The following is a 20,902-nucleotide window of genomic DNA, read 5'->3' on the forward strand; positions in this document are numbered from 1 at the left end:
TGCTCGCACGACCTCTGAGAAGGAGGAGCGATGATCACCGCCGAGGACGTCCGGTCCCGCAAGTTCAGCACGACGAAGTTCCGTGAGGGCTACGACATCGAGGAGGTCGACGGCTACCTCGACGAGATCGGGCAGACGCTGACGTCCCTCGAGGGCGGCGCCGCGCCCACGTCCCCGGGCCTGCTCGGCCCCGAGGACGTGCTCGCGAAGGTGTTCGACACCGTGAAGTTCCGCGAGGGCTACGCGATCGACGAGGTCGACGACCTGCTCGACGTCGTCGTGCACGGCCTGCAGGAGTACAAGGCCCGCGCCCTGGCGACGGGCGCGCAGCCCGTGGTCGCACCGCCGCGCCCGCCGGCGCCGCAGCAGACGGGCTCGCAGCCGGTGGTGCCGACGACGACCGGCGGCCAGCCCGCGGTCCAGTCGCTGCGCGACCTCCAGAGCGCGTCCCCGGCCGGCCTGACGCCGGCGGCCGCCGTCCGCGCGTACGACACCGGCGCGTCGGTCACCTCGACCCCGCTGCCGCCCGACCCCGAGGCGGCGGCGCTCGGCACGCGCGTGCTGATCTCGCAGCTCCAGATCGCGACCATCCGCACGCAGGGCAACGACGTCCTGACCGTGGTGACGCCCGACGGGTCGGTGCTGCGGGTCGTCGCGGTGGACGCGAGCCCGCAGGGCGTCACGCTCCGCACCGCCTGACCCCGGCCGCAGCCACCCCCTCTTTCGCCGAACACGGGCTCCGCGTCCGTCCGCCGCAGCGGACGGACGCGGAGCCCGTGGTGGCGGGACGCGGAACGCGTGCTCGGCTACCGGACCTCGAAGAGTCCCGCGCCCGCCTCGACCGGCTCCCCGACGGCCGCGACGACGGCGACCGCGTCGGGCTTCTGGTCCAGCGCGACGACCGGGCACACCGCGGACCGGCCGCCCGCGACGACGTCGGCGGGGCTCCACGTCACGAGCGCCTGCCCCGCCGCCACGCGGTCGCCCTCCGCGGCGTGCAGCGTGAAGCCGGCGCCCTGGAGCTGCACGGTGTCGATGCCGAGGTGCACGAGGATCCCGACGCCGTCGTCGGTGGTGACGACGAACGCGTGGGGGTGGAGCTTCGCGATCGTGCCGGCGACGGGCGCGACGGCTGTCGACTCCGCCGCCGTGCCGGGGTCGATCGCGATCCCCGGCCCGACGAGGGCCGCGCTGAAGACCGGGTCGTCGACCTGGGCGAGCTCGACGACCGTGCCGCCGAGCGGCGCCGCGACCGGCAGCACGGCCCCCATCAGCGCAGGTCCTCGATGTCGGACGCGAGGGTGTCGGCCTCGGGGCCGACGATGACCTGGACGACCTTGCCCGACTGCACGACGGCGATCGCGCCCGCGGCCTTGAGCCCCGCCTCGTTGACGCGGGCGGGGTCCTCGACCTCGACGCGCAGGCGCGTGATGCAGGGTTCGAGGTCGACGATGTTGTCGTCCCCGCCGAGTCCGGCGAGGATCTGCTCCGCCTTGCTCATCTGGTGCTCCTTCTCGGTGGAGTCAGGCTTCTGCGCCTGGTCCGGTTGGGGTGGTGGGTGGTCTCACATGAGGTCGGCGAGCTCGCTGGCGAGCACGTCGACCGCGGGGCCGATCACGACCTGCACGACCCGCCCCGACACGACGACGCCGTGGGCGCCGGCCGCGCGGAGGGCGGGCTGGTCGACGACGGACGGGTCCTTGACCTCGGACCGCAGCCGCGTGGTGCAGGGTTCGATCTCGACGATGTTGTCGACGCCGCCGAGCGCACGAAGGATGCGGCCGGCCTGGTCGTCGTGGGTCGGCGTCATCGCCGCACCTCCTGGGTCGTCCTGGATAGGCCTGTCGGGGCGCTGACCGTCGTCGCGCCTCCCGTCGTCCCGCCGCCGACGGCGGCGCTCGCCGCCGCGTGGGCCCGCGGGGTCACGACGGGGTTCGGCGCGGTGAGGGGCACCCACAGTGTGTACCGGTCGGCGCGGTAGCACGACCGCGAGAACGCGCACGCGACCTCGCCAGCGAACGTCCGCCGGGCGATACGCAGGACGGTGCGCGCGGGTCCGAGCCGCAGCAGCTCCGCCTCGTGGGCCGACGCGTCGGACGCGGCGACGGTGTCCTCGCCCCAGTCCGGGTCGTGGCCGTGCTCGCGGAACGTGGCGTACAGGCTCTCGGGGAACGCGTCGGGAGCGCCGTCGAGCAGGTCGGGGAAGCGCGCCGCGGGGATCCAGGTCTCCTCGAGCGCCATGGGGCGCCCGTCGGCCCAGCCGAGGCGCTGCACGTGGTGGACGGCGGCGCCGGGATCGAGCTCGAGCGACTCGGCCACGTCCCACGGGGCGTCGACGGTCTCGGCGTCGAGCAGCTCCGTGGCGGGGGTCATGCCGCGGCGTCGCATGTCGTCGCCGAACCCGACCAGGCGGAGCTCCATGTCCGTGCGTGGCGGGGCCACGAAGGTCCCGCGGCCCTGCTCGCGGTGGAGGAGCCCCTCGTTGACGAGGGCGTCGATCGCCTGCCGGACGGTCATGCGGGAGACGGCGAACCGCTCGCAGAGCTCGCGCTCGGAGGGGATCGTGTCGCCGACGGCGAGCTCGTGCGTGACCAGTCCGCGGAGGTAGTCGCGGACGCGCACGTGCTTGTAGTCGGGAGCCAACGCCGCCTCCTTCACAAATCCTTGACAAGGCCGGGATGTCTAGACCACCCTAGGCCCACTGGTCCAGACATCCTAGCGACCGGCCGTCGTCCTCCGGGCCGCCGTCCGGTCGCGGAAGCCCCGGTCCGACGACGCCACCAGCGACGCCGCCGCTCGCCACGTCACGAGCACGGACGCTACGCGCACACGATGAGGAGTGCTACGTATGACCGCCACCACAGCGGACGCCTCGACCAAGAGAGGCATCCCCGGACTCGCCCAGCTCCAGCGCATCGGCCGCTCGCTGATGCTCCCGATCGCCTCGCTGCCCGCCGCAGCCCTGCTGCTGCGCCTCGGGCAGGCCGACATGCTCGGCGCCGACGGCCTGGCCAAGCACGCGAGCTGGCTCCAGCCCGTCGCGGACGTCATGGCCGCCGCTGGCAACGCCCTGTTCAACAACCTCGCGCTGCTGTTCGCCGTGGGCGTCGCCATCGGCTACGCCCGCAAGGCCGACGGGTCGACGGCGCTCGCCGCGGTCATCGGCTATCTCGTCTTCAAGGGCGTCGGCGACGCGATGTCGCCCCACATCCTCGGCCTGCCGGGCAAGGGAGAGACCCAGGCCCTGATCGACTGGGGCGTCCTCGGGGGCATCATCATCGGCATCACGGCCGCGCTGCTCTACCAGAAGTACTACCGGATCAAGCTGCCGCAGGCGCTCGCGTTCTTCGGCGGACGCCGGTTCGTCCCGATCGTCACGTCGTTCGCGGCGATCGTCATCGCCGTCCTCATGTCGCTCGTCTACAAGTGGTTCAACTCGTGGCTCACGAGCTTCGGCGAGTGGACGACGCACAACGACGTCGTCGGCGGGTTCGTCTACGGCACCGCCAACCGGCTCCTCGTGCCGATCGGCCTGCACCACCTGCTCAACTCGTTCCCCTGGTTCCAGCTCGGCAACTTCCAGGGCGCGGACGGCGTGATGTACCACGGCGACATCAACCGCTTCCTGCACGGCGACCCGACCGCCGGCGGCTACATGACGGGCTTCTTCCCGATCATGATGTTCGCCCTCCCGGGCGCCGCCCTCGCGATCATCCACACGTCGAAGCCCAAGAACCGCAAGATCATCGCGGGCATCATGGGCTCCGCGGCGCTCGTCTCGTTCGTCACCGGCGTGACCGAGCCGCTCGAGTTCTCGTTCGTCTACGTCGCCTACCCGCTGTACGCGATCCACGCGGTGCTCACCGGCACCTCGCTCGCGCTCGTCAACGCGCTCGGCATCAAGGACGGGTTCGGCTTCTCGGCCGGCACGATCGACTACCTGCTGAACTTCAACATCGCGACCAAGCCGCTCCTGCTGATCCCCATCGGCCTCGCGTACGGGGTGATCTACTACTTCATCTTCCGGTGGGTCATCACCAAGTGGAAGCTGCGGACGCCGGGCCGCGAGGACGACGACGCCGCCGGCCAGGACTCCGTGCTGTTCGACCAGCCCGCCGAGACCGCGGCCGAGAAGGCGGATCCCGCCGTGAAGCGCGCGGTGGAGTCCGTGGTCGAAGGATCCGGCAACCGGCCGAGCGGCGGACCCTCCGCCTGACCGGACCCGAGCGGTCGGCGCGCAGGCCGATCGCTCCCGGTGACCCGACGGCGCCCCGGACCCACGAGGTCCGGGGCGCCGTCGTCGCTTCAGCCGTCCCGCTCGACGGCGTCCGCGAAGTCCCGGAGGACCGCGGCGGTGCGGTCCGGGTCCTCGATGATCGGCGTGTGCCCGACGCCGGGCAGCAGCGCGACGGTCGCGCCCGGGACGACCTCGTAGTCTGCCGCGGACGCCGGCGCCCACCGGCGGTCGAGCTCGCCGAAGATCACGAGGAGCGGCTTGCCGAGCGGCTCGAGGCGCGCGGGCAGCGGGCGTTCCTCGAGGTACGACGTCGTGGCGCCGATGACGGCGCCCATGCTCGCGGGCTCCATCCGGCGCCCGTCGTCGACGAGGACGTCGGGGACTGGGACGTCATCGGTCGCGAACGCCGTCCTCGCGGCGGCCCGCAGCTCGTCGTCGCTCGGCGGCCACCGCGTCGGGCGCAGGGCACCCTCCGGCGGGTCGAGGTACGCGCGGAGGCTGGGGCCGGTGTCGACGAGCGCGACCGCGGCCACCAGGTCGGGCCGCTGCTCTGCCAGCGCGGTCGCCACGATGCCGCCGCTCGAGTGCCCGACGACGACCACTCGCCCGGTCCCGAGCCGCTCGGCGACCGCGGCGACGCGACGGGCCTCGTCGGCGACCTCGTACGAGACGTCGACGGGCTTGGCGGACCGCCCGTGGCCGAGGAGGTCGACGCGGATCACCCGGTGCGCCTCGGCCAGCAGGGGCACGACCCACTCCCACGACCGCCCGGACGCGCCGGACCCGTGGATCAGGAGCAGCGTCGGCGCGCCGCGGGGCCCGTCGACGGTGACGTGGACGTCGCCGTCGGGCAGCGCGACGGTGGCCTCGGTGCGGCTGGCGGGCGCCATGCCGCGCCCGGCGTCGGTGGTGGTCATGTCTCCAGGCTCGGCCCGGTCGCCCTCCGCGTCTTGGACGAATGTTCCCGGAGGGCCGGTCGTACGATCGGAGCATGCCCGCCGCACCTGCCCGGGCGGACGTGAGCGGCTGGGACGTGGCGTCACCGCGCCGCCCCGGCCGGACCCCCGGGATCGCGATGGCCGGGTTCCGCGTGCGGTCCGCGCCGGACCCGGTCCGGGTCGTGCCGCACCCGTCGATCATGCTGCTCGTCGAGGTCGGCGACCGGTCCGTCGTCGACGACGGCGACGGGCCGCGCCGGTGGGGCAGCCGCGCCGCCGGGCTCGGCTTCGGCGCCGGCGGCACGGTCATGGTGCGCGCCGACGACGTCGAGTGCGTCGAGGTGCGCCTGTCCCCCGCCCGCGCGGGGGCCGTGCTGGGCGTGGCGCCCGGGGATCTCGAGAACATCGCCGTCGGCCTGGACGAGCTGGGGGGACGCGAGGCCGCGCGGCTCGGCGAGCGCCTGGGCGAGCTCGGGACGTGGGACGAGCGCTTCGCGGCCACGGACGCGTGGCTCGCCCGTCGCGCCGAGGGACGCCGCGGCGCCCCGGACCCGGAGGTCGCGTGGGTGTGGCGGAGGATCGTCGCGACGCGCGGCACGGCCCGCGTCGAGGAGCTGGCGGCCGAGGTCGGGTGGAGCCGCAAGCGGCTGTGGACGCGGTTCAGCGACCAGATCGGCGCGGCCCCCAAGCACGCGGCGACGCTCGTGCGCTTCGACCGCGCGGCGCACGGCATCCTGGCCGGCCTCGAGCCCGGCCGCGCCGCCGCGGACGGCGGCTACGCCGACCAGTCGCACCTGCACCGCGAGGTCGTCGGCTTCGCCGGCGTCACACCCGCGCGCCTCGCGACCGAGCCCTTCCTCGCCGTCGACGACGTCGCCTGGCCGGCCCGCCGGCGGTGACGTCGGCGGTCAGGTGCCGCGGTAGCGGTCGACGCCGTCGAGGTCGGCGAACCCCTCGAGCAGCGACACCTTGCGCAGCGCCGCGCCCGACCGCGTGAGCGTCAGCGTCGGTCGCGCGTGCGCGACGATCTCCACGTCGGGCCCGGGGCCGTCGGTGAGCAGCAGCAACGCGGAGCTGTCGACGTGCAGCTCGCGCGAGACGGCCTCCTCCACGTCCTCGCCGATCCCGGCGAAGATGAACGCGTCCGAGAGCGTGCGCGTGCCGGGGTACTCGATCCCTCGGCCGAGCATCGCGGTCGCGGCCCGGAGGAACCGCCGCGGCCCGGACCGCGCGTCGTCGTCCCGGCGCCCCACCCGGTCCTGGGCGTACTGCCAGCCGGGCGCGGGGACGTCGACGTGCCAGACGATGCTCACGTGCTCGCGCAGGAGCTTGTCCGCGCCGCGCAGGTTCTTGGTGACGGTCTCGAGCGCGAGCTCGGCGCCCGTCGCGTCGAGGAAGCACCAGACGGTGAGCGTCCGCCCGGGGGAACTCATGGCAGCTGCGGTCCGGTCGCGGGTCAGGCGATGACGGTCTGCGACAGGAACGCCTCGAGCGCGTCGAGGGCCTGCTGGTCGCCGTCACCGTCGCCCGGCGTGCCCAGCACGACCTCGGTGCCGGCGCCGGCGCCGAGCGTCATGACGGAGAGGATCGAGTCGGCCTCGAGCGGCTCGGTCTCGGACGCCTTGCGGATGGTCACCGGCACGGGCTGCGCCCCGGCGGCCTGGACGAACAGCGCGGCGGGACGCGCGTGCAGGCCCTCCTCGATCGCGACGACGACGGTGCGCTCCATGCGTTTTCCTCCTGCGGATCGGCCCCGCGGCGGTGCGGGGCGCGGACGAGTGACCCCAGGGTAGTGGTCTGGACCAGTTGACGCCAGGAGCGCCCGGCGCAGCGGGCGCGAGCGCCGTCAGGCCTCCGGGTGCCGGGCGTCGTAAGCGAGGAACCGCGGGCTCCACCGGACCAGCAGCCCGACGACGACCGCGCACGCGATCGACCCCACGACGACCGCCCACGCCTCCCCGAGCCAGCTCGCGTTCGCCCCGACGACGACGTCCCCGAGCCGCGGGCCGCCCGCGACCACCACGATGAACACGCCCTGGAGGCGGCCGCGCATGTCGTCGGGGGTCGCCGTCTGGAGGATGGTCTGGCGGAAGATCGCGCTCACGCCGTCGGACGCGCCCGCGAGCGCCAGCGCCACGCCGGCGAGCACGAGCGCCCACACCAGCACGTGGTCGGGCCGGTCGCGTCCGGTGATCACGAGGACCACCCCGAACAGCAGCGTCGACGCGGAGAACGCCCACACCGCGAGCACGACGGCGCGGCCCTGCTTGTGCACGTGCGCGAACCCGCCCGACAGCAGGCTCGCGAGCACGGACCCGATGGCGAAGGCGGCGTTGAGCCAGCCGGTCGTCGTCGAGCCGCCGCCCAGGTACCAGACGCCGACCGCCGGCCAGACGACGCGTGGCATCGCCAGGATCATGGCCGCGAGGTCGAGCAGGAAGGTCATGCGGACGTTCGGCCGCGTCCCGAGGTAGCGCAGCCCCTCGAGCACCGACCCGAGCCCCACCATCGTCCGCCGCGGCGGCACCACGACAGGCGCGTCGGCCTCGCTCGGAGCCCCGCCGGCGCCGTCGTGCAGCTCGCGCTCGACCAGCGCCCGGTCCGACGACGCGGCGTCCCCCGCGGGCTCGAGCGGAGGCAGCGCGGGCAGCCGCCACAGGGCCCACAGCGCGAACGTGAACAGGACGAAGTCGATCGCGTACGCGCTCGCGAACCCGCTCGCGGCCACCAGGAACGCCCCGGCCAGCGGCCCGACGGTCAGCGCGATCGACATGGACAGCGTCTGCAGGGCGTTGGCGGGCGCGAGCAGCCGCGCGGGCACGAGGCGCGGGATGATCGCGGTGCGGGCGGGGTTGTTGATCGCGAACGCCGCGGACTGGACGGCGATCAGGACGTAGAGGACCCAGACGTTGTCCAGGCCGAGCGCCGCCTGGAGGAAGATCAGCGCGGTGATCGCCCACAGCGCCGTCGACGCGATCAGCGCGACCTTGCGGCGGTCGAACGCGTCGACGAGCGCCCCGCCGTAGAGGCCGAGCAGCACGAGCGGGACGAGCGCGAACATGCCCAGGATCCCGACGGCGAACGTCGAGCCCGTGATCGCGTAGACCTGCAGGCCGACGGCCACGACGGTCAGCTGGCTGCCGAGGTTCGAGACCCCGAGCCCCAGCCAGAGCCGCCGGTACGCCGGGCTGATGCGCAGCGGCGTCAGGTCGGCGAGGAGGCGAGGCACTCGCCGGAGTCTACGGGAGGATCGAATCGTTCCGACGGCTCCGTCCGCTCACCGAGAACGAGGGCGTCAGCCCACCACGCCTCCGAACGCCAGCCCCAGCACGTACGTCACGGCCGCCGCGCCGAACCCGATGGCGAGCTGCCGGAGCCCGCGCGTCACGGGCGACGTCCCGGACAGCAGGCCGACGACGGCGCCGGTGCCCAGCAGCGCGATCCCGACGAGCGCCGCGGCGACCGCGACGGCGCCGAGGCCGGTCAGGCCGAAGAGGTACGGCAGCACGGGGATGATCGCGCCGGACGCGAAGAAGCAGAAGCTCGACCACGCCGCGCCCCACGCGGTGCCGTGCGTCTCGAACTCGTCGTCGGGATCGCCGGCGGCGACGTCGGCGCCCGCGGCCCCGACGCCCACCGGCGCGATCGCGGTCGTGACGCTGAGCGACCGCAGGACGTCGTCCGCGTGCGCCTGCGCGTCCCCCGCCGTCATGCCGCGCGCCCGGTAGACGAGCGCCAGCTCGTTGGCGTCGACGTCGAGGTGCGGCAGCGCGTGGGCGGCCTCGGGGCTGGGGTTCGACGCCTCGAGCAGCTCGCGCTGCGAGCGCACGGAGACGAACTCACCGGCCCCCATGGACAGCGCGCCGGCGAGCAGCCCCGACAGCCCGGTCAGCAGGACGACGTTCGACGCCACCCCGCTCGCTCCGACGCCGAGCACGAGCGCGAGGTTGGACACAAGCCCGTCGTTCGCCCCGAACACGGCGGCGCGGAACGACCCGGACAGCCGGACGCGCCCACGGGCCGCGAGCGCCCGCACGACCTCCGCGTGGATCTGCTCGTCGGCGGCCATGGTGGGCGTGGCGTCGGCGTCCTCGGCGTACTCGGACCGGGTCTCGGCGCGCTGCGCGAGCGCGAGCACGAAGACCCCGCCGAACCGGCGCGCCAGGACACCGAGGAAGCGGGTGCGCCAGTCACCGCGCAGCGGCGGCCCGACCTGGTCGCCGAGCAGGTCGAGCCAGTGCTGCTCGTGGCGCCCCTCGGCCTCCGCGAGCGCGAGCAGGATGGCCTTCTCCTCGCCGTCGCGGCGGCGGGCGAGGTCGCGGTAGACGGCGGCCTCGGCGCGCTCGTCGGCCAGGTAGCGGCGCCAGCGGCGGCGGGTGCGCGCGTCGGGCGGGGCGCTCGGCGTGGGGGTGGCGGTCACCCCTCAAGTCTGACGAACGCGGAGCCGCGCGGCTTTCGGGCCTGCGAAGACGCGAGTGGGGGAATGGCGGCTGCGTCGTCACGGTTGCCCCAGGCATGACCGAGACCCTCCCCGCGGCCGCCGCGGCACCCGTGAAGATCGACATCTGGTCGGACGTCGCCTGCCCCTGGTGCTACGTCGGCAAGCGCCGCCTCGAGACCGCGCTCGCCCAGCCGGGCGCGCCCGAGGTCGAGATCGAGTACCACTCGTTCGAGCTCTCGCCAGACACGCCGGTCGACTTCGAGGGCTCGGAGATCGAGTTCCTCGCGCACCACAAGGGCATGGCGCCCGCGCAGGTCGAGCAGATGCTCGGTCAGATGACGCAGCTCGCCGCGGCCGAGGGCCTCGAGTACCACTTCGACACCCTGCGGCACACGAAGACGCTGCTGGCGCACGAGCTGCTGCACCACGCGAAGGCCCACGGCCTCCAGGTCGCGATGAAGGAGCGCCTGCTGCGCGCCTACTTCACGGAGTCGAAGCACGTGGGGCACGTCGAGGACCTGGTGGCGCTGGCGGCCGAGGTCGGCCTCGACGCCGACGAGACCCGCGCCGCCCTCACCGACCACCGCTACGCCGACGACGTCGCCGCCGACATCGCCCAGGCCCGCGCCCTCGGCATCAACGGCGTCCCGTTCTTCGTGCTCGACGGCAAGTACGGCGTGTCCGGCGCCCAGTCGCCCGAGACGTTCTCGGCCGTCCTGGAGCGCGTCGTCGCCGAGCGGGAAGACGCGGGGCGAGAGCCGGAGACGTCCGGTGTCGCCTGAGCAGCCCGTCTCCCCCGGCGCTCCCTCGCCCGACGACGCCCCCTCCCCGGCCTCGAGCCTCACCTCCGCCCCGTTACCCGGTCTGGTGCAGGTGGCCGGCCCGGCGGCGGGCGACACCCCGATCATGCTGGTGGCCGGTGCGTCGGGCATGGACGACGCCGGGCTGTGCATCGACGGCGTGTGCGCCCTCCCGGGCGCCGCACCCGACGCGACCTGAGGCCTTCGCCCGACGACCATGGACGGGGCCGTGCTCCGGATCCGGCGGGATCCGCGGCGCGGCCCCGTTCTCGTCGTGCCGACCTCTTGCGTTCCGTGCCCCTGCCTCGCAGACTCTGAGCAGCCGTTGTGTTCACTGTCTGAACACAATGGAACACGGCGCGGGCACCCGTCCGCGGACGCACCGTCTCTGCCGGTGCCGGGCACCGTCGCCCGGCACCCCTCACGAAGGAGTGACCGTGAGACGAACCGACCATCGGCGACCCCGAGCCCTCGCGCTCGTCGCGGGGTTGGCGGTCGCCGCGACCGGGGCCGTCGCGCCCCTCGCCGCAGCCGCCGCCGACGCCCCGACCGACCTGGCCCGCCTGGGCACGGTCACGGCGTCGGCCTTCCAGGACGACGGGGACGGCAGCTTCCCCGCGTCGAACGCGATCGACGGGGACGACTCGACCCGGTGGGCCAGCGGCAACGGCCCCGACGACGCGAGCGCCACCTACACCGCGACCCTCACCTCGGACCTCGGCGCCCCCGCCACGGTCGACGGGATCACCCTGAGGTGGGAGGCCTCGTACGCCGTCGCGTACGACGTCGAGACCGCGCTCGGGAACCCCGACGACCCGGCCTCGTGGAGCACCGCCTACAGCACGACCACCGGCGACGGCGGCACGGACGCGATCACCTTCGACTCCCCCGCCCACGCGCGCTACGTGCGCATCGACATGAAGCAGCGGGCGGCGGCGACATGGGAGGCGCCCAAGCTCCACTACTACGGCTACTCGATCTACACGCTGTCCGTCGCGGGCGCGTTCGACACGCCCCAGGTGGCGGTCGGCGCCCGCACGCTCAGCGTCGGCGCCGGCAAGGACGTCACGATCCCGGTGACGCTCAGCAACCCGGCGCCCACCGACCAGACCGTGCACGTGGCCACGAAGGACGGCACCGCGAAGGCGGGCTCCGACTACGAGGCCGTCGACCAGGACGTCACGTTCGCGGCCGGCGAGACCCAGCAGTCCGTCGTCGTGCACACGACGAGCGCGGGCGCGCTGGCCGGGAACCGGACGTTCACGGTCGCACTGTCGGACCCGTCGGACGGGCTCGCCCTCGCCGACGCCGCGTCCACCACGGTCACGCTCACCCCGACGGGCACCCTGCCCGACGCCGGGTCGTCCACGCTGCTCGAGGGCTTCGAGCAGGGCGTGCCCTCCACGTACGCGGTGTGGGGCTCGGACGCCGGTGCCACCCCGGCGCTGGCGACGGTCGCTGACGCGACCCGGACCGGCGCCGCCGACGGCAACCACGCGCTCACCGCGACCGTCGCGGCCGCGGGCACGTACGGCGGCTTCACCTACGAGCACCGCGTGGACAACACGTCCGAGACGTTCGACTGGTCGGCCTACGACGGGTTTTCCTTCTGGTTCCTCGGCCAGGGCAGCGGCAAGACGTTCTCGTTCGAGCTGCACAACCGCGACGCGAACGACAAGGAGCTCGGGTTCGCCACGAACGTCACCGACGACACCGCCGGCTGGCGCAAGGTGAGCGTGCTCTTCAAGGACCTCAAGCCGAAGAGCGGCGTGACCGCGAAGGCGTTCGCCCCCGCGACGTCGACGGGCTTCGCCGTCACGCTCACGGGCCTCGGCGCCGGCACGTTCACGTTCGACGACGTCGCGCTCGACCAGCGCGCCGTCCTGCTCGACGACTTCGAGAACGGCGTGAGCGGCGACGCCGGCTCGGCCACCGGGTACTTCGCCTGGGGCTCGTCGACCGCGCAGGTCACCCTCGCCGCCACGGGCCTGCCCCGCGGCGACGTGGCCGACAACCACGTCCTCGGCGGCCAGTACCTCGTCCCCGACGGCGGGTACGGCGGCTTCAGCGACAACCTCGCCGCCGCGCAGGACTGGTCCTCGTTCCGGGGTATCCGGTTCTGGTGGTACGCCTCGCAGGCCAACAACCCCGCGTCGCCGACGGCGGGCGCGACCATCCAGGTCGAGCTCAAGGACGGTGGCCCCGACGCCGAGCACGCCGAGAGCTGGGTCGCCACGTTCAAGGACAACTGGAGCGCCGACGGCTCGCGGTGGAAGCTCGTCTCGCTGCCCTTCTCCGCGTTCCAGCTCGGGGCGAACCAGCCCGGCAGCGGCGAGACCACGAACGGCACGCTCGACCTGACGTCGTCGTGGGGCTACTCCTTCACGTTCCCGCCGGGGACCCAGGCCGCGACGCCGTACTCGATCGACGACGTCCAGCTGTACGGGACCCCCGCCGTCCAGGCCTCGACGGCGGTCACGACGGACCAGGACGCCTACCTCGTCGACGCCGGCGGCACCGCCCACGTCAAGGTCGGCCTGACCACGGCCGACGGGAAGCCCCTTGCCAAGGCGGCCACCGTCGACTGGTCGACGGGCGGCGGCACAGCGAAGGACGGCACGGACTTCACGGCGGCGTCGGGCACGCTCACGTTCGACGCCGGCACCGAGTCCGGAACCACGCAGACCGTGGACGTCGCGACGACCGCGGGCACGCCGGCGGGCGAGGCGCTCACCATCCCGGTCACCCTCAAGTCCGCCGGGGCGACCGCCCCGGCGGAGGCGCCGCGCGTCGTCGTCAACGCCCACGGGCTGCCCTACCTCGACGCCACGCTGTCGACCGCGCAGCGCGTCGACGACCTGCTGGGCCGCATGACCCTGCAGGAGAAGGTCGGGCAGATGGCGCAGGCCGAGCGGCTGGGCCTGTCCACGCCGCAGCAGATCACGACGCTCGGGCTCGGCTCGGTGCTCTCCGGCGGCGGCTCCACGCCGGCGGCCAACACCCCGCAGGCCTGGGCCGACATGATCGACGGCTACCAGCGCGAGGCCCTCGCGACCCCGCTCCAGGTGCCGCTCCTGTACGGCGCCGACGCGGTGCACGGGCACTCGAACGTCAAGGACGCGACGATCTACCCGCACAACATCGGCCTCGGCGCGACGCGCAACCCCGCGCTCGTCGAGAAGGTCGGCGAGGAGACGGCGTCCGAGACCCGGACGACCGGCGTCAACTGGGCGTTCGCCCCCTGCCTGTGCGTCGCGCGCGACGAGCGGTGGGGTCGCACGTACGAGTCGTTCGGCGAGGACCCGGCGCTCGTGTCGTCGTTCTCGAAGGCGTCGATCGAGGGCCTGCAGGGCTCCGACCCGGCCGACAAGTCCGGCGCCGACGAGGTGCTCGCGTCCGCGAAGCACTGGGCCGGCGACGGCGGCACGACCTACGACCCGTCGGTCGCCGGCACGGGCGGCTACCCGATCGACCAGGGCATCACGAACGTCCCCTCGCAGGACGTCTTCGAGAAGCTCTACGCGACCCCGTACGTCCCCGCGATCCAGGCGGGCGTGGGGTCGATCATGCCGTCCTACTCGGCGCTGTCGATCGACGGCTCGACGCCGGTGCGCATGACCGAGGAGCCGCTCAACCAGTCGCTGCTCAAGGACCGGATGGGCTTCGACGGCTTCCTCATCAGCGACTACCAGGCGATCGACAAGCTGTCGGGCGGGACGTATGCGCAGAAGGCGGTGCGCGCGGTCACGACCGGCAGCATGGACATGGCGATGGCGCCGTACAACTTCGGCGACTTCATCACCGCGATCGTCGACGGCGTGAACGCCGGACAGGTCCCGCAGGCGCGCGTCGACGACGCCGTCCGCCGGATCCTCACCCAGAAGTTCGAGCTCGGGCTCTTCGAGCACCCGTTCACGGACGACAGCCAGCGCGACCAGTTCGGCGGCACCGCCCACCGGGCGACCGCCGCGCAGGCCGCCGCCGAGTCGCAGGTCCTCCTCAAGAACACGGGCGGCGCGCTGCCCCTGAAGAAGACCGGCAAGCTCTACGTCGCAGGGTCAAACGCCGACGACCTCGGCAACCAGACCGGCGGCTGGACGATCACCTGGCAGGGCCAGTCCGGCACGCACACGACGGGCACCACGATCCTCGACGGGATCGAGGCGGCCGCTCCCGACCTCGCGGTGACCTACTCGAAGACTGCGAGCGCGGACCCGAGCGGGTACGACGCGGGCCTCGTCGTCGTCGGCGAGACCCCGTACGCCGAGGGGCAGGGCGACGTCGGCAACAACGGCCACACCCTCGACCTCACGGCGGCCGACAAGAAGGCGGTCGACGCGGTGTGCGCGGCGATCCCGACGTGCGTCGTGCTCGTCGTCTCGGGCCGCCCGATGATGCTGGGCGACGTGCAGGGCGAGGCCGGCGCGATCGTCGCCGGGTTCCTTCCCGGCAGCGAGGGCGAGGGCGTCGCGAGCGTCCTGCTCGGGGACACGCCGTTCACCGGCCGCCTCCCGCTGACCTGGTCGAAGTCCGTGGACCAGCTCCCGATCAACGTCAGGGACGCGTCGTACGACCCCGCGTGGGCGTACGGCTGGGGCCTGCGGACGGACGCGCCCCGCGCCCGTCTGACGGCGCTCGTCGGGTCGCTGTCGGGCGAGCCGAAGAAGGCGGTGCAGGCGCTGCTCGACGCGAAGGTCTGGGCCCCCGACGGGACCCTGAGCGACGCCGACGCCGGGCTCCGGCTCGTCGCGGCCGCCGCGAAGACCCTCACGCAGGCGACGAAGGCACAGGTCGACGCGTACGGGATCGACGAGGCCCAGCAGCACCCGATCGACGCGGCGGTGCTGGCCCAGGCCGACACCGTCGTCTCGCTCGCCCGGGACCTCGCCCAGGCGGCCGTCGTCGGGCAGGGGGCCTCGCCGAGGACGGCCGACGTGACCGCCACCGCCGACGCCGAGCACCTGCAGGAGGCCGGCGACGTGTACGACGCCACGGTCGCGCTGGCGAAAGTCGCGGGCGTCGACGTGACGGCGCCGCCGCTGAAGGCCGCCCCGAAGGCGCTCCTCCCGCCGCTCGCCGTGGGCCTGCCCGTCGTGAAGCTCCCGCTGGTCGCGACGCCGGGCCTCTGGTCGGTCGCCGGCGTGAGGCTCACCTACCAGTGGAACGCGGACGGCGCGCCGATCGCAGGCGCCACGAAGGCGGTCTACACGCCTGTCGCTGGCGACGTCGGCAAGCGGCTCACCGTCACTGTGACGGCGAGCAAGGCCGGCTACCGCGACGGGACGGCGACCTCGCCGGGCACCGGGAAGGTGATCAAGCTGGGCCGCTGACGGCGGCCCGACCGCCCCGCAGACGACGCCGCCCGCCGCCCGGAGACCCGGACGGCGGGCGGCGTCGTGCGGGCTAGGCGCTCGCCGCGCGGTGCAGGTCCTGGAGGACCATGATCTCGGCGCCGTGGTGGATGAGCTCGCGGTTCAGGTGGAGCACGAGGTGCCCGAACGGCGCGGCCCGGTCGACCTCGGTGGCCTGGCTCAGGCCGACGGTGAAGACCGCGTCGTCGTCGAGGGAGTCCACCGCCGCACGCCAGCGGGTGACCTGGTCGACGAGCCCAGCGACCGCAGGCCCGACCTCGCCCGACAGCTCGACCGTGTCGCGGCGGCGCCGGTGCTCCCCGAACGTCCACTCCCACCGCTCGAAGTACGCCTCGGTGAGGTGGGCGACGAGCCAGCCGATCGTCCGGGGCTGCGGCGAGTCCTCGCCCGCCGGCCACTCCGCGACCCACTCGCCCGCGCCGACGACCCGCGGGCTGCGCTGCTCGCCCCGCCGCACCACGCGCAGCGCGTCCGGACCGGGCTCCCGGTCGAGGTCGTCCTGGGTGAGAGTCGCGAGCCGCTGCGCGAGCACGGCCCACGAGAACGCGAGCTGCGAGCGGACCATCGCCATCGCCGTCGGGACCTCGAACAGCGACCAGTCGACCTCGGGGAGGGAGAACGGGGCGGGCGTCTCTGCCATGTCTCCGAGGCTGTCACGACCCTGTGACACCCGCCCACCGACGCAGCGCGGGCGGTCCGCCGGCAGAGACGGGCCACCTGAGCGTGTCGCGGATCGACGGGACCGGTCTCCCGCGCACGCTGACGCAGCCGCCGTCGTCGGGCCCAGGCGCGCCCGCCGCGCTAGCGTGGGAGCAGCACGACGGCGGAGGAGGCGGCATGAGGCACGGCAGGCTGGTGGACCTCGACGGGCGCGCCGGGGTCCGGTTCAGCGTCGACGTCGCCGCACCGGCCGACCGTCTGTGGCGTGCAGTGAGCGACCCCACCGACCTGCGGACCTGGTTCCCCTCGACGGTCACCTACCGCCCACACGTCGGTGCACCCGTCGAGCTCACCGACGACCCGAACCTCCCGTCGACCGCGGGCGAGGTCCTCGCCTACGACCCGCCGCGCGCGTTCGCGTTCACCTGGGGCGACGACGAGCTGTGGTTCGAGGTGTCCGACGCCGGGCAGTCGCCCGACGGCGACCCGCTGGCCCGGCTCGTGCTCACCGACGTCCTGGACCTCCGTGACTCCGCGGCCCGCAACGCCGCCGGCTGGGAGGTGTGCCTGGACGAGCTCGAGGCCCATCTCGCCGACGACGACCCCGCAGGGCCGCACACCCCCGAGGCCCGGGACCGTTGGCGCGGGTACTACGAGGAGTACGTGTCGACCGGCATGCCGGCGGGCGCCCCCATCCCGGGCGAGGACGACGACGGCGCCCCGGACGAGACCTGAGCCACATCAGGGCGCCACGGACCTCGGGCGCCCTTCCACCCAGGTACCGTGGAGGGTTGTGACGACCTCGCAGACCGGAACCCCGTCCGACAACCGCCCCCACGTCGTGGTCGTCGGGGGCGGGTTCGCGGGCATCCACACGGTGAAGGCGCTCGCGGGCGCCCCCGTGCGCGTGACGCTCGTCGACCGGCGCGTCTACAACACGTTCCAGCCGCTCCTGTACCAGGTGGCCACGGGCGGCCTGAACCCGGGAGACGTGACCCACTTCCTCCGGGCGCTGCGCTTCAAGCAGCACAACGTCGACGTCGTCCACGAGCACCTCATGGAGATCGACACCGACGCCCGCCGCATCACGCTGCTCAACGGCGAGGACCTGTCCTACGACTACCTCGTCCTCGCGAACGGGGTGACCACCACGTACTTCGGCACCCCGGGCGCCAAGGAGTACGCGTTCTCGATGTACTCGCGCTCGCAGGCCATCAAGATCCGGGACACGCTCTTCACCCGCCTCGAGAAGGCCGCGCAGAGCCCCACCCGGCACGACGGGCTGCGCGTCGTGATCGTGGGCGGCGGCCCCACCGGGGTCGAGATGGCCGGCTCGCTCGCCGAGCTTCGCGAGCAGGGCCTCATGCCGGCCTATCCCGAGATCGACGGCGAGGCGTTCTCGATCACGGTGGTGCAGCGCGGCAAGGACGTCCTCAAGCCCTTCACGCCGAAGCTGCGCGAGTACGCGTCCCGACAGCTCCAGCACCGGGGGGTCGAGCTGCTGCTCGGCGCGGGCGTCGCGAAGGTCCTGCCCGACGCCGTCGAGCTCACCGACGGCCGCCGGCTCCGGTCGGACCTCACGATCTGGGCCACCGGGGTGGCCCCGCACGAGGAGGTCACCGACTGGTCGCTCCCGCTCGACAAGGGGAACCGCATCCGCACCGGCGCCGACCTCCAGGTCGAGGGCCTTCCCGGGGTGTTCGCGGCCGGCGACGTCGCGGTCTCGCCGCAGGACCTGCCGCAGCTCGCGCAGCCCGCGATCCAGGGCGGCACGCACGTCGGGCGCCAGATCCTCCGCCTCATCGCCGGCGAGCCGACCGAGGCGTTCGAGTACTACGACAAGGGCCAGCTGGCGATCATCGGCCGACGGTCCGCGATCGGCGAGCTGCCCGGCATCGCGCACCTGCCCGTGCTGCACGCCATCCCGTTCCTCCGCAAGGTCCCGGGCCTGAACCGCGTCGTCGAGCTGACCGCCTATCCCGCCTGGTGGGTCTGGCTCTTCGTCCACATCGGCTCGCTGCTCGGCGCGCGCAACCGCATCACCACGATGGCGGGCCTTGCCGTCCGCTACGGCTTCCGGTTCAACCGCAAGCCGGTGCCGATCGTCGGCGACGTGCCTGCGATCCGGCCGCAGCGCGCCGTCCCCCACTCCAAGGCGGAGGCCAAGGCTGAGGCGGACGCCGAGCGCGCCGACGCCGAGGCCTGACCCGGACGAGCACCCACCTCACGGCTCGAGCGCGCCCCGCACTGTCGTGACGAGGTAGCGCCCGGCGTCGTCGGCCGTCAGGCGGCCCTCCTCGACCTCGTCCGCGCACGCGTGCACGAGGCTCAGGATCACGGTCACGAACCAGTCTGCCGGCAGGTCGTCGCGGAACCGCCCCGCGTGCTGCCCCCGCTCCACCAGGCTCCGCAGCCGGGCCATGACGCCGTCGTGCGCCACGCGGATCCGTTCGGGCGGAAGCTCGCGCTGCGCCGCGAGCAGGATCGTGCGGAGCTCCGCGACGATCCGCCACGACGCGCCCAGCACGGTCACGAGGTCCTCCGTCGGGTCGCCGTCGAGCTCGAGACCGCCGAGCGTGCCCTCGGCCCGCTCGAGCGTCCGGTCGAAGACCGCCGCCACGAGCTCCGCGCGGGTGCCGAAGTGACCGTAGAGCGTCACGCGCCCGACGCCGGCCGCGCGGGCCACGTCGGCCATGCTCACTCCGGCGTCGCGCTGGAGGCAGTCCGTCGCGGCGACCAGGATCGCCTCCACGTTGCGCTGGGCGTCCGCACGCAGCGGTCGGCCCTGCGTCCCTTCGGTCCCGATCGTCATGACGGCCTCCTCGCGCCGGCGACACCCGCCGACGAAACCTATACACACGTGTTCAGGTTGATGCTACCGTCTCAACGAAGCCGAACATCCATGTTCGGGTTATCGGAGGGACGCCATGATGGCCTCGTCACTTCTCACCACGCGCCGCACCGCTGCCCGCTCGGCCGGGCTGGTGCTGGCACTGCTCGCCACCGCCCAGCTCATGCTCGTGCTCGACGTGACGGTGGTGAACATCGCCCTGCCGGACATCGGCACCGATCTCGGGCTCTCACGGGCCGCCCTGCCGTGGGTGGTCAGCACCTACACCGTGTTCTTCGGCGGTCTCATGCTCGCGGGCGGCCGCATGGCGGACCGGCTCGGGCCGAGGCGTGCCGCGCTGATCGGCCTCGCCGTCTTTACGACGGCCTCCGCGCTGTGCGGCCTGGCCCAAGGACAGACCGAGCTCCTCGCGAGCCGAGCGCTCCAGGGCTCGGCCGCAGCGCTCCTGTCGCCGGCAGCGCTCGCGACGGTCCTCGTCGCGACGCCGCAGGAGAACCACCGACGGGCGCTCTCGGTGTGGTCGGGGCTCGCGGGCATCGGGGTAGCGCTCGGGGTGGTCCTGGGCGGCGTCCTGACCACCGCGGCTTCGTGGCGCTGGATCTTCTGGATCAACGTGCCCGTGGGCGTCGCCCTCCTCGTCCTGATCCCCCGGCTGGTCCCGGGCCGGCGGGCCGCCGACGGCCGTGCTGCCGAGGCCCTCCCGCTCGATCTTCGCGGCGCCGCCCTCGCTACCGCCACGGTCGGGACGACGATCTACGGGCTCGTCAGCGCCGGCACCAGGGGCTGGGCCGCACCGGAGGCGTGGCTCGCACTCGCGGCAGCAGCCGTGCTCGGGTCCCTCTTCGCCCTCGCCGAACGCGCCTCGACGGCACCACTCCTCCGCCTCGAGCTGCTCCGCCGCAGGACGGTCGTCGCCGGGGCCTTCCTCATGCTGACGGCGACCGGCCTCCTCGTCGGCGCATTCTTCCTCGGGTCGTTCGCACTCCAGCGGGCGCACGGTGAGAGCGCGCTCCGCACGGGGCTCCTGTTCCTCCCGGTCGCAGCAGGCACGGTCGCTGGATCCCACGTCGGAAGCCGCCTCCTCGGACGGATCGGCACCCGCTCGATCGCGCCGACCGGCTTCGCCCTCGCCGCAGCTGGGTATGCGCTGGCCGCCGTAGTCGACGGCGTCGCAGCCCTCGTCGTGGGCCTCGGGCTGGTCGCGACGGGTGTCGGGGCCCTCTTCGTGACCGCGTTCACCGCCTCGCTCTCGGGCGTCGAGCCCGACGAGTCCGGCCTCCGGTCCGCCCTCGTCAGCACCTTCCACGAGCTCGGCGGGGCCGTCGGAGTCGCGCTGCTCTCGACCGTCGCGGGCGCCGCACTCGTCGCGAGCAGCCCAACGCCGGGCGACTTCGCCCGCTCGTTCGCCGTCGCCGCCGGCGCGGCCCTGGCGTGCGGAGTGGGCGCCGGCTTCGTCATGCCCCGGGGGCTGCGACCTCCCGACGGCGCGCGGCCGATGCACTGAGAGTCGAGCCCGTGCACCGAGGGACGCACGCCCGGGTCCGGGTATGCCGAAGGCCACCCCCTGGTGGGGGTGGCCTTCGGTTGAATGGGTGTTCGGCGG

At 73.7% G+C, this 20,902-nt stretch carries 19 protein-coding genes and 1 pseudogene; 9 read left to right on the top strand and 11 right to left on the bottom strand.

Going from position 1 to position 20,902, the window contains the following annotated elements; genetic code table 11:
- Window positions 1-30: 30 nt before the first annotated feature.
- Window positions 31-699: a DivIVA domain-containing protein gene (locus tag ACLQ14_RS19050; protein ID WP_425815961.1), complete on the top strand. Its 669-nt coding sequence runs from the start codon at window positions 31-33 to the stop codon at window positions 697-699.
- A 107-nt stretch (window positions 700-806) separates the two neighbouring features.
- On the opposite strand, the gene ACLQ14_RS19055 is transcribed toward ACLQ14_RS19050, so the two are convergent.
- The 4 genes and pseudogenes from ACLQ14_RS19055 to ACLQ14_RS19070 form a co-directional block, all read right to left on the bottom strand.
- Window positions 807-1,271 (bottom strand): PTS sugar transporter subunit IIA, encoded by a 465-nt coding sequence (locus ACLQ14_RS19055; protein ID WP_425815963.1) that lies wholly within the window; start codon window positions 1,269-1,271, stop codon window positions 807-809.
- A pseudogene (locus ACLQ14_RS19060) lies at window positions 1,271-1,522 on the bottom strand (glucose PTS transporter subunit EIIB); the annotation flags it as partial. The pseudogene ACLQ14_RS19060 and the gene ACLQ14_RS19055, both read right to left, overlap by 1 nt.
- Before the next feature lie 42 nt (window positions 1,523-1,564).
- Window positions 1,565-1,810: a glucose PTS transporter subunit EIIB gene (locus ACLQ14_RS19065; protein WP_425815965.1), complete on the bottom strand. Its 246-nt coding sequence runs from the start codon at window positions 1,808-1,810 to the stop codon at window positions 1,565-1,567.
- Window positions 1,807-2,643 carry a GntR family transcriptional regulator gene (locus ACLQ14_RS19070; protein WP_425815967.1) on the bottom strand — a complete coding sequence of 279 codons (837 nt, stop codon included), beginning with the start codon at window positions 2,641-2,643 and terminating at the stop codon, window positions 1,807-1,809. The genes ACLQ14_RS19065 and ACLQ14_RS19070 overlap by 4 nt, the downstream gene beginning before the upstream one ends.
- Before the next feature lie 205 nt (window positions 2,644-2,848).
- Between ACLQ14_RS19070 and ACLQ14_RS19075 the strand changes: the two genes are divergently transcribed.
- The gene (locus ACLQ14_RS19075) at window positions 2,849-4,216 is read left to right on the top strand and encodes a PTS transporter subunit EIIC (RefSeq protein ID WP_425815969.1); all 1,368 of its coding nucleotides are present in this window, start codon (window positions 2,849-2,851) and stop codon (window positions 4,214-4,216) included.
- An 89-nt stretch (window positions 4,217-4,305) separates the two neighbouring features.
- Here ACLQ14_RS19075 and ACLQ14_RS19080 read toward each other — a convergent pair whose 3' ends face one another.
- On the bottom strand, window positions 4,306-5,154 hold the full coding sequence (locus ACLQ14_RS19080; RefSeq protein WP_425815971.1) for an alpha/beta fold hydrolase: 849 nt from the start codon (window positions 5,152-5,154) through the stop codon (window positions 4,306-4,308).
- A 74-nt stretch (window positions 5,155-5,228) separates the two neighbouring features.
- Between ACLQ14_RS19080 and ACLQ14_RS19085 the strand changes: the two genes are divergently transcribed.
- Window positions 5,229-6,074 (top strand): helix-turn-helix domain-containing protein, encoded by an 846-nt coding sequence (locus ACLQ14_RS19085; protein ID WP_425815973.1) that lies wholly within the window; start codon window positions 5,229-5,231, stop codon window positions 6,072-6,074.
- A gap of 9 nt (window positions 6,075-6,083) precedes the next feature.
- On the opposite strand, the gene ACLQ14_RS19090 is transcribed toward ACLQ14_RS19085, so the two are convergent.
- The 4 genes from ACLQ14_RS19090 to ACLQ14_RS19105 all read right to left on the bottom strand — a co-directional run bounded on the left by ACLQ14_RS19090 (window position 6,084) and on the right by ACLQ14_RS19105 (window position 9,595).
- Window positions 6,084-6,608: a hypothetical protein gene (locus ACLQ14_RS19090; RefSeq protein WP_425815975.1), complete on the bottom strand. Its 525-nt coding sequence runs from the start codon at window positions 6,606-6,608 to the stop codon at window positions 6,084-6,086.
- A gap of 23 nt (window positions 6,609-6,631) precedes the next feature.
- Entirely contained in the window at window positions 6,632-6,904 is a 273-nt protein-coding gene (locus ACLQ14_RS19095; protein ID WP_425815977.1) for an HPr family phosphocarrier protein, read from the bottom strand.
- 117 nt (window positions 6,905-7,021) lie between these two features.
- Complete coding sequence (locus tag ACLQ14_RS19100) at window positions 7,022-8,404, bottom strand: MFS transporter (protein WP_425815979.1); 1,383 nt, start codon at window positions 8,402-8,404, stop codon at window positions 7,022-7,024.
- Window positions 8,405-8,470: 66 nt separating this feature from the next.
- Window positions 8,471-9,595: a VIT1/CCC1 transporter family protein gene (locus tag ACLQ14_RS19105; protein ID WP_425815981.1), complete on the bottom strand. Its 1,125-nt coding sequence runs from the start codon at window positions 9,593-9,595 to the stop codon at window positions 8,471-8,473.
- Between the two features lie 95 nt (window positions 9,596-9,690).
- Here ACLQ14_RS19105 and ACLQ14_RS19110 point away from each other — a divergent pair, with 95 nt between their 5' ends.
- From ACLQ14_RS19110 to ACLQ14_RS19120, 3 genes are all read left to right on the top strand, one after another.
- Window positions 9,691-10,398: a DsbA family oxidoreductase gene (locus ACLQ14_RS19110; protein ID WP_425815983.1), complete on the top strand. Its 708-nt coding sequence runs from the start codon at window positions 9,691-9,693 to the stop codon at window positions 10,396-10,398.
- Complete coding sequence (locus ACLQ14_RS19115) at window positions 10,388-10,615, top strand: hypothetical protein (RefSeq protein ID WP_425815985.1); 228 nt, start codon at window positions 10,388-10,390, stop codon at window positions 10,613-10,615. The genes ACLQ14_RS19110 and ACLQ14_RS19115 overlap by 11 nt, the downstream gene beginning before the upstream one ends.
- A gap of 238 nt (window positions 10,616-10,853) precedes the next feature.
- Window positions 10,854-15,746: a glycoside hydrolase family 3 N-terminal domain-containing protein gene (locus tag ACLQ14_RS19120; protein ID WP_425815987.1), complete on the top strand. Its 4,893-nt coding sequence runs from the start codon at window positions 10,854-10,856 to the stop codon at window positions 15,744-15,746.
- A gap of 73 nt (window positions 15,747-15,819) precedes the next feature.
- Here the strand turns inward: ACLQ14_RS19120 and ACLQ14_RS19125 are convergent, their stop codons facing one another.
- A complete protein-coding gene (locus ACLQ14_RS19125) occupies window positions 15,820-16,428 on the bottom strand; it encodes a DinB family protein (RefSeq protein WP_425815989.1) in 609 nt (202 codons plus the stop codon).
- Between the two features lie 197 nt (window positions 16,429-16,625).
- Here ACLQ14_RS19125 and ACLQ14_RS19130 point away from each other — a divergent pair, with 197 nt between their 5' ends.
- Window positions 16,626-17,183, top strand: coding sequence for an SRPBCC domain-containing protein (locus ACLQ14_RS19130; RefSeq protein WP_425815991.1), 558 nt, complete (start codon window positions 16,626-16,628; stop codon window positions 17,181-17,183).
- Between the two features lie 58 nt (window positions 17,184-17,241).
- Window positions 17,242-18,654, top strand: coding sequence for an NAD(P)/FAD-dependent oxidoreductase (locus tag ACLQ14_RS19135; protein WP_425815993.1), 1,413 nt, complete (start codon window positions 17,242-17,244; stop codon window positions 18,652-18,654).
- Window positions 18,655-18,672: 18 nt separating this feature from the next.
- Here the strand turns inward: ACLQ14_RS19135 and ACLQ14_RS19140 are convergent, their stop codons facing one another.
- A complete protein-coding gene (locus ACLQ14_RS19140) occupies window positions 18,673-19,260 on the bottom strand; it encodes a TetR/AcrR family transcriptional regulator (RefSeq protein ID WP_425815995.1) in 588 nt (195 codons plus the stop codon).
- A gap of 118 nt (window positions 19,261-19,378) precedes the next feature.
- On the opposite strand from ACLQ14_RS19140, the gene ACLQ14_RS19145 reads away from it, so the two are divergent.
- Window positions 19,379-20,803 carry an MFS transporter gene (locus tag ACLQ14_RS19145; RefSeq protein ID WP_425815997.1) on the top strand — a complete coding sequence of 475 codons (1,425 nt, stop codon included), beginning with the start codon at window positions 19,379-19,381 and terminating at the stop codon, window positions 20,801-20,803.
- Window positions 20,804-20,902: the final 99 nt, after the last annotated feature.

This window comes from Luteimicrobium sp. DT211, from assembly GCF_049844995.1.
Classification (GTDB): domain Bacteria; phylum Actinomycetota; class Actinomycetes; order Actinomycetales; family Cellulomonadaceae; genus Luteimicrobium.

Excerpts from the sequence above, each read along its gene's own strand:
- ACLQ14_RS19050 (WP_425815961.1), top strand. The coding sequence starts at position 31 with ATGATCACCGCCGAGGACGTCCGGTCCCGCAAGTTCAGCACGACGAAG.
- ACLQ14_RS19055 (WP_425815963.1), bottom strand. The coding sequence starts at position 1,271 with ATGGGGGCCGTGCTGCCGGTCGCGGCGCCGCTCGGCGGCACGGTCGTC.
- ACLQ14_RS19065 (WP_425815965.1), bottom strand. The coding sequence starts at position 1,810 with ATGACGCCGACCCACGACGACCAGGCCGGCCGCATCCTTCGTGCGCTC.
- ACLQ14_RS19075 (WP_425815969.1), top strand. The coding sequence starts at position 2,849 with ATGACCGCCACCACAGCGGACGCCTCGACCAAGAGAGGCATCCCCGGA.
- ACLQ14_RS19080 (WP_425815971.1), bottom strand. The coding sequence starts at position 5,154 with ATGACCACCACCGACGCCGGGCGCGGCATGGCGCCCGCCAGCCGCACC.
- ACLQ14_RS19085 (WP_425815973.1), top strand. The coding sequence starts at position 5,229 with ATGCCCGCCGCACCTGCCCGGGCGGACGTGAGCGGCTGGGACGTGGCG.
- ACLQ14_RS19090 (WP_425815975.1), bottom strand. The coding sequence starts at position 6,608 with ATGAGTTCCCCCGGGCGGACGCTCACCGTCTGGTGCTTCCTCGACGCG.
- ACLQ14_RS19095 (WP_425815977.1), bottom strand. The coding sequence starts at position 6,904 with ATGGAGCGCACCGTCGTCGTCGCGATCGAGGAGGGCCTGCACGCGCGT.
- ACLQ14_RS19110 (WP_425815983.1), top strand. The coding sequence starts at position 9,691 with ATGACCGAGACCCTCCCCGCGGCCGCCGCGGCACCCGTGAAGATCGAC.
- ACLQ14_RS19125 (WP_425815989.1), bottom strand. The coding sequence starts at position 16,428 with ATGGCAGAGACGCCCGCCCCGTTCTCCCTCCCCGAGGTCGACTGGTCG.
- ACLQ14_RS19130 (WP_425815991.1), top strand. The coding sequence starts at position 16,626 with ATGAGGCACGGCAGGCTGGTGGACCTCGACGGGCGCGCCGGGGTCCGG.
- ACLQ14_RS19140 (WP_425815995.1), bottom strand. The coding sequence starts at position 19,260 with ATGACGATCGGGACCGAAGGGACGCAGGGCCGACCGCTGCGTGCGGAC.
- ACLQ14_RS19145 (WP_425815997.1), top strand. The coding sequence starts at position 19,379 with ATGGCCTCGTCACTTCTCACCACGCGCCGCACCGCTGCCCGCTCGGCC.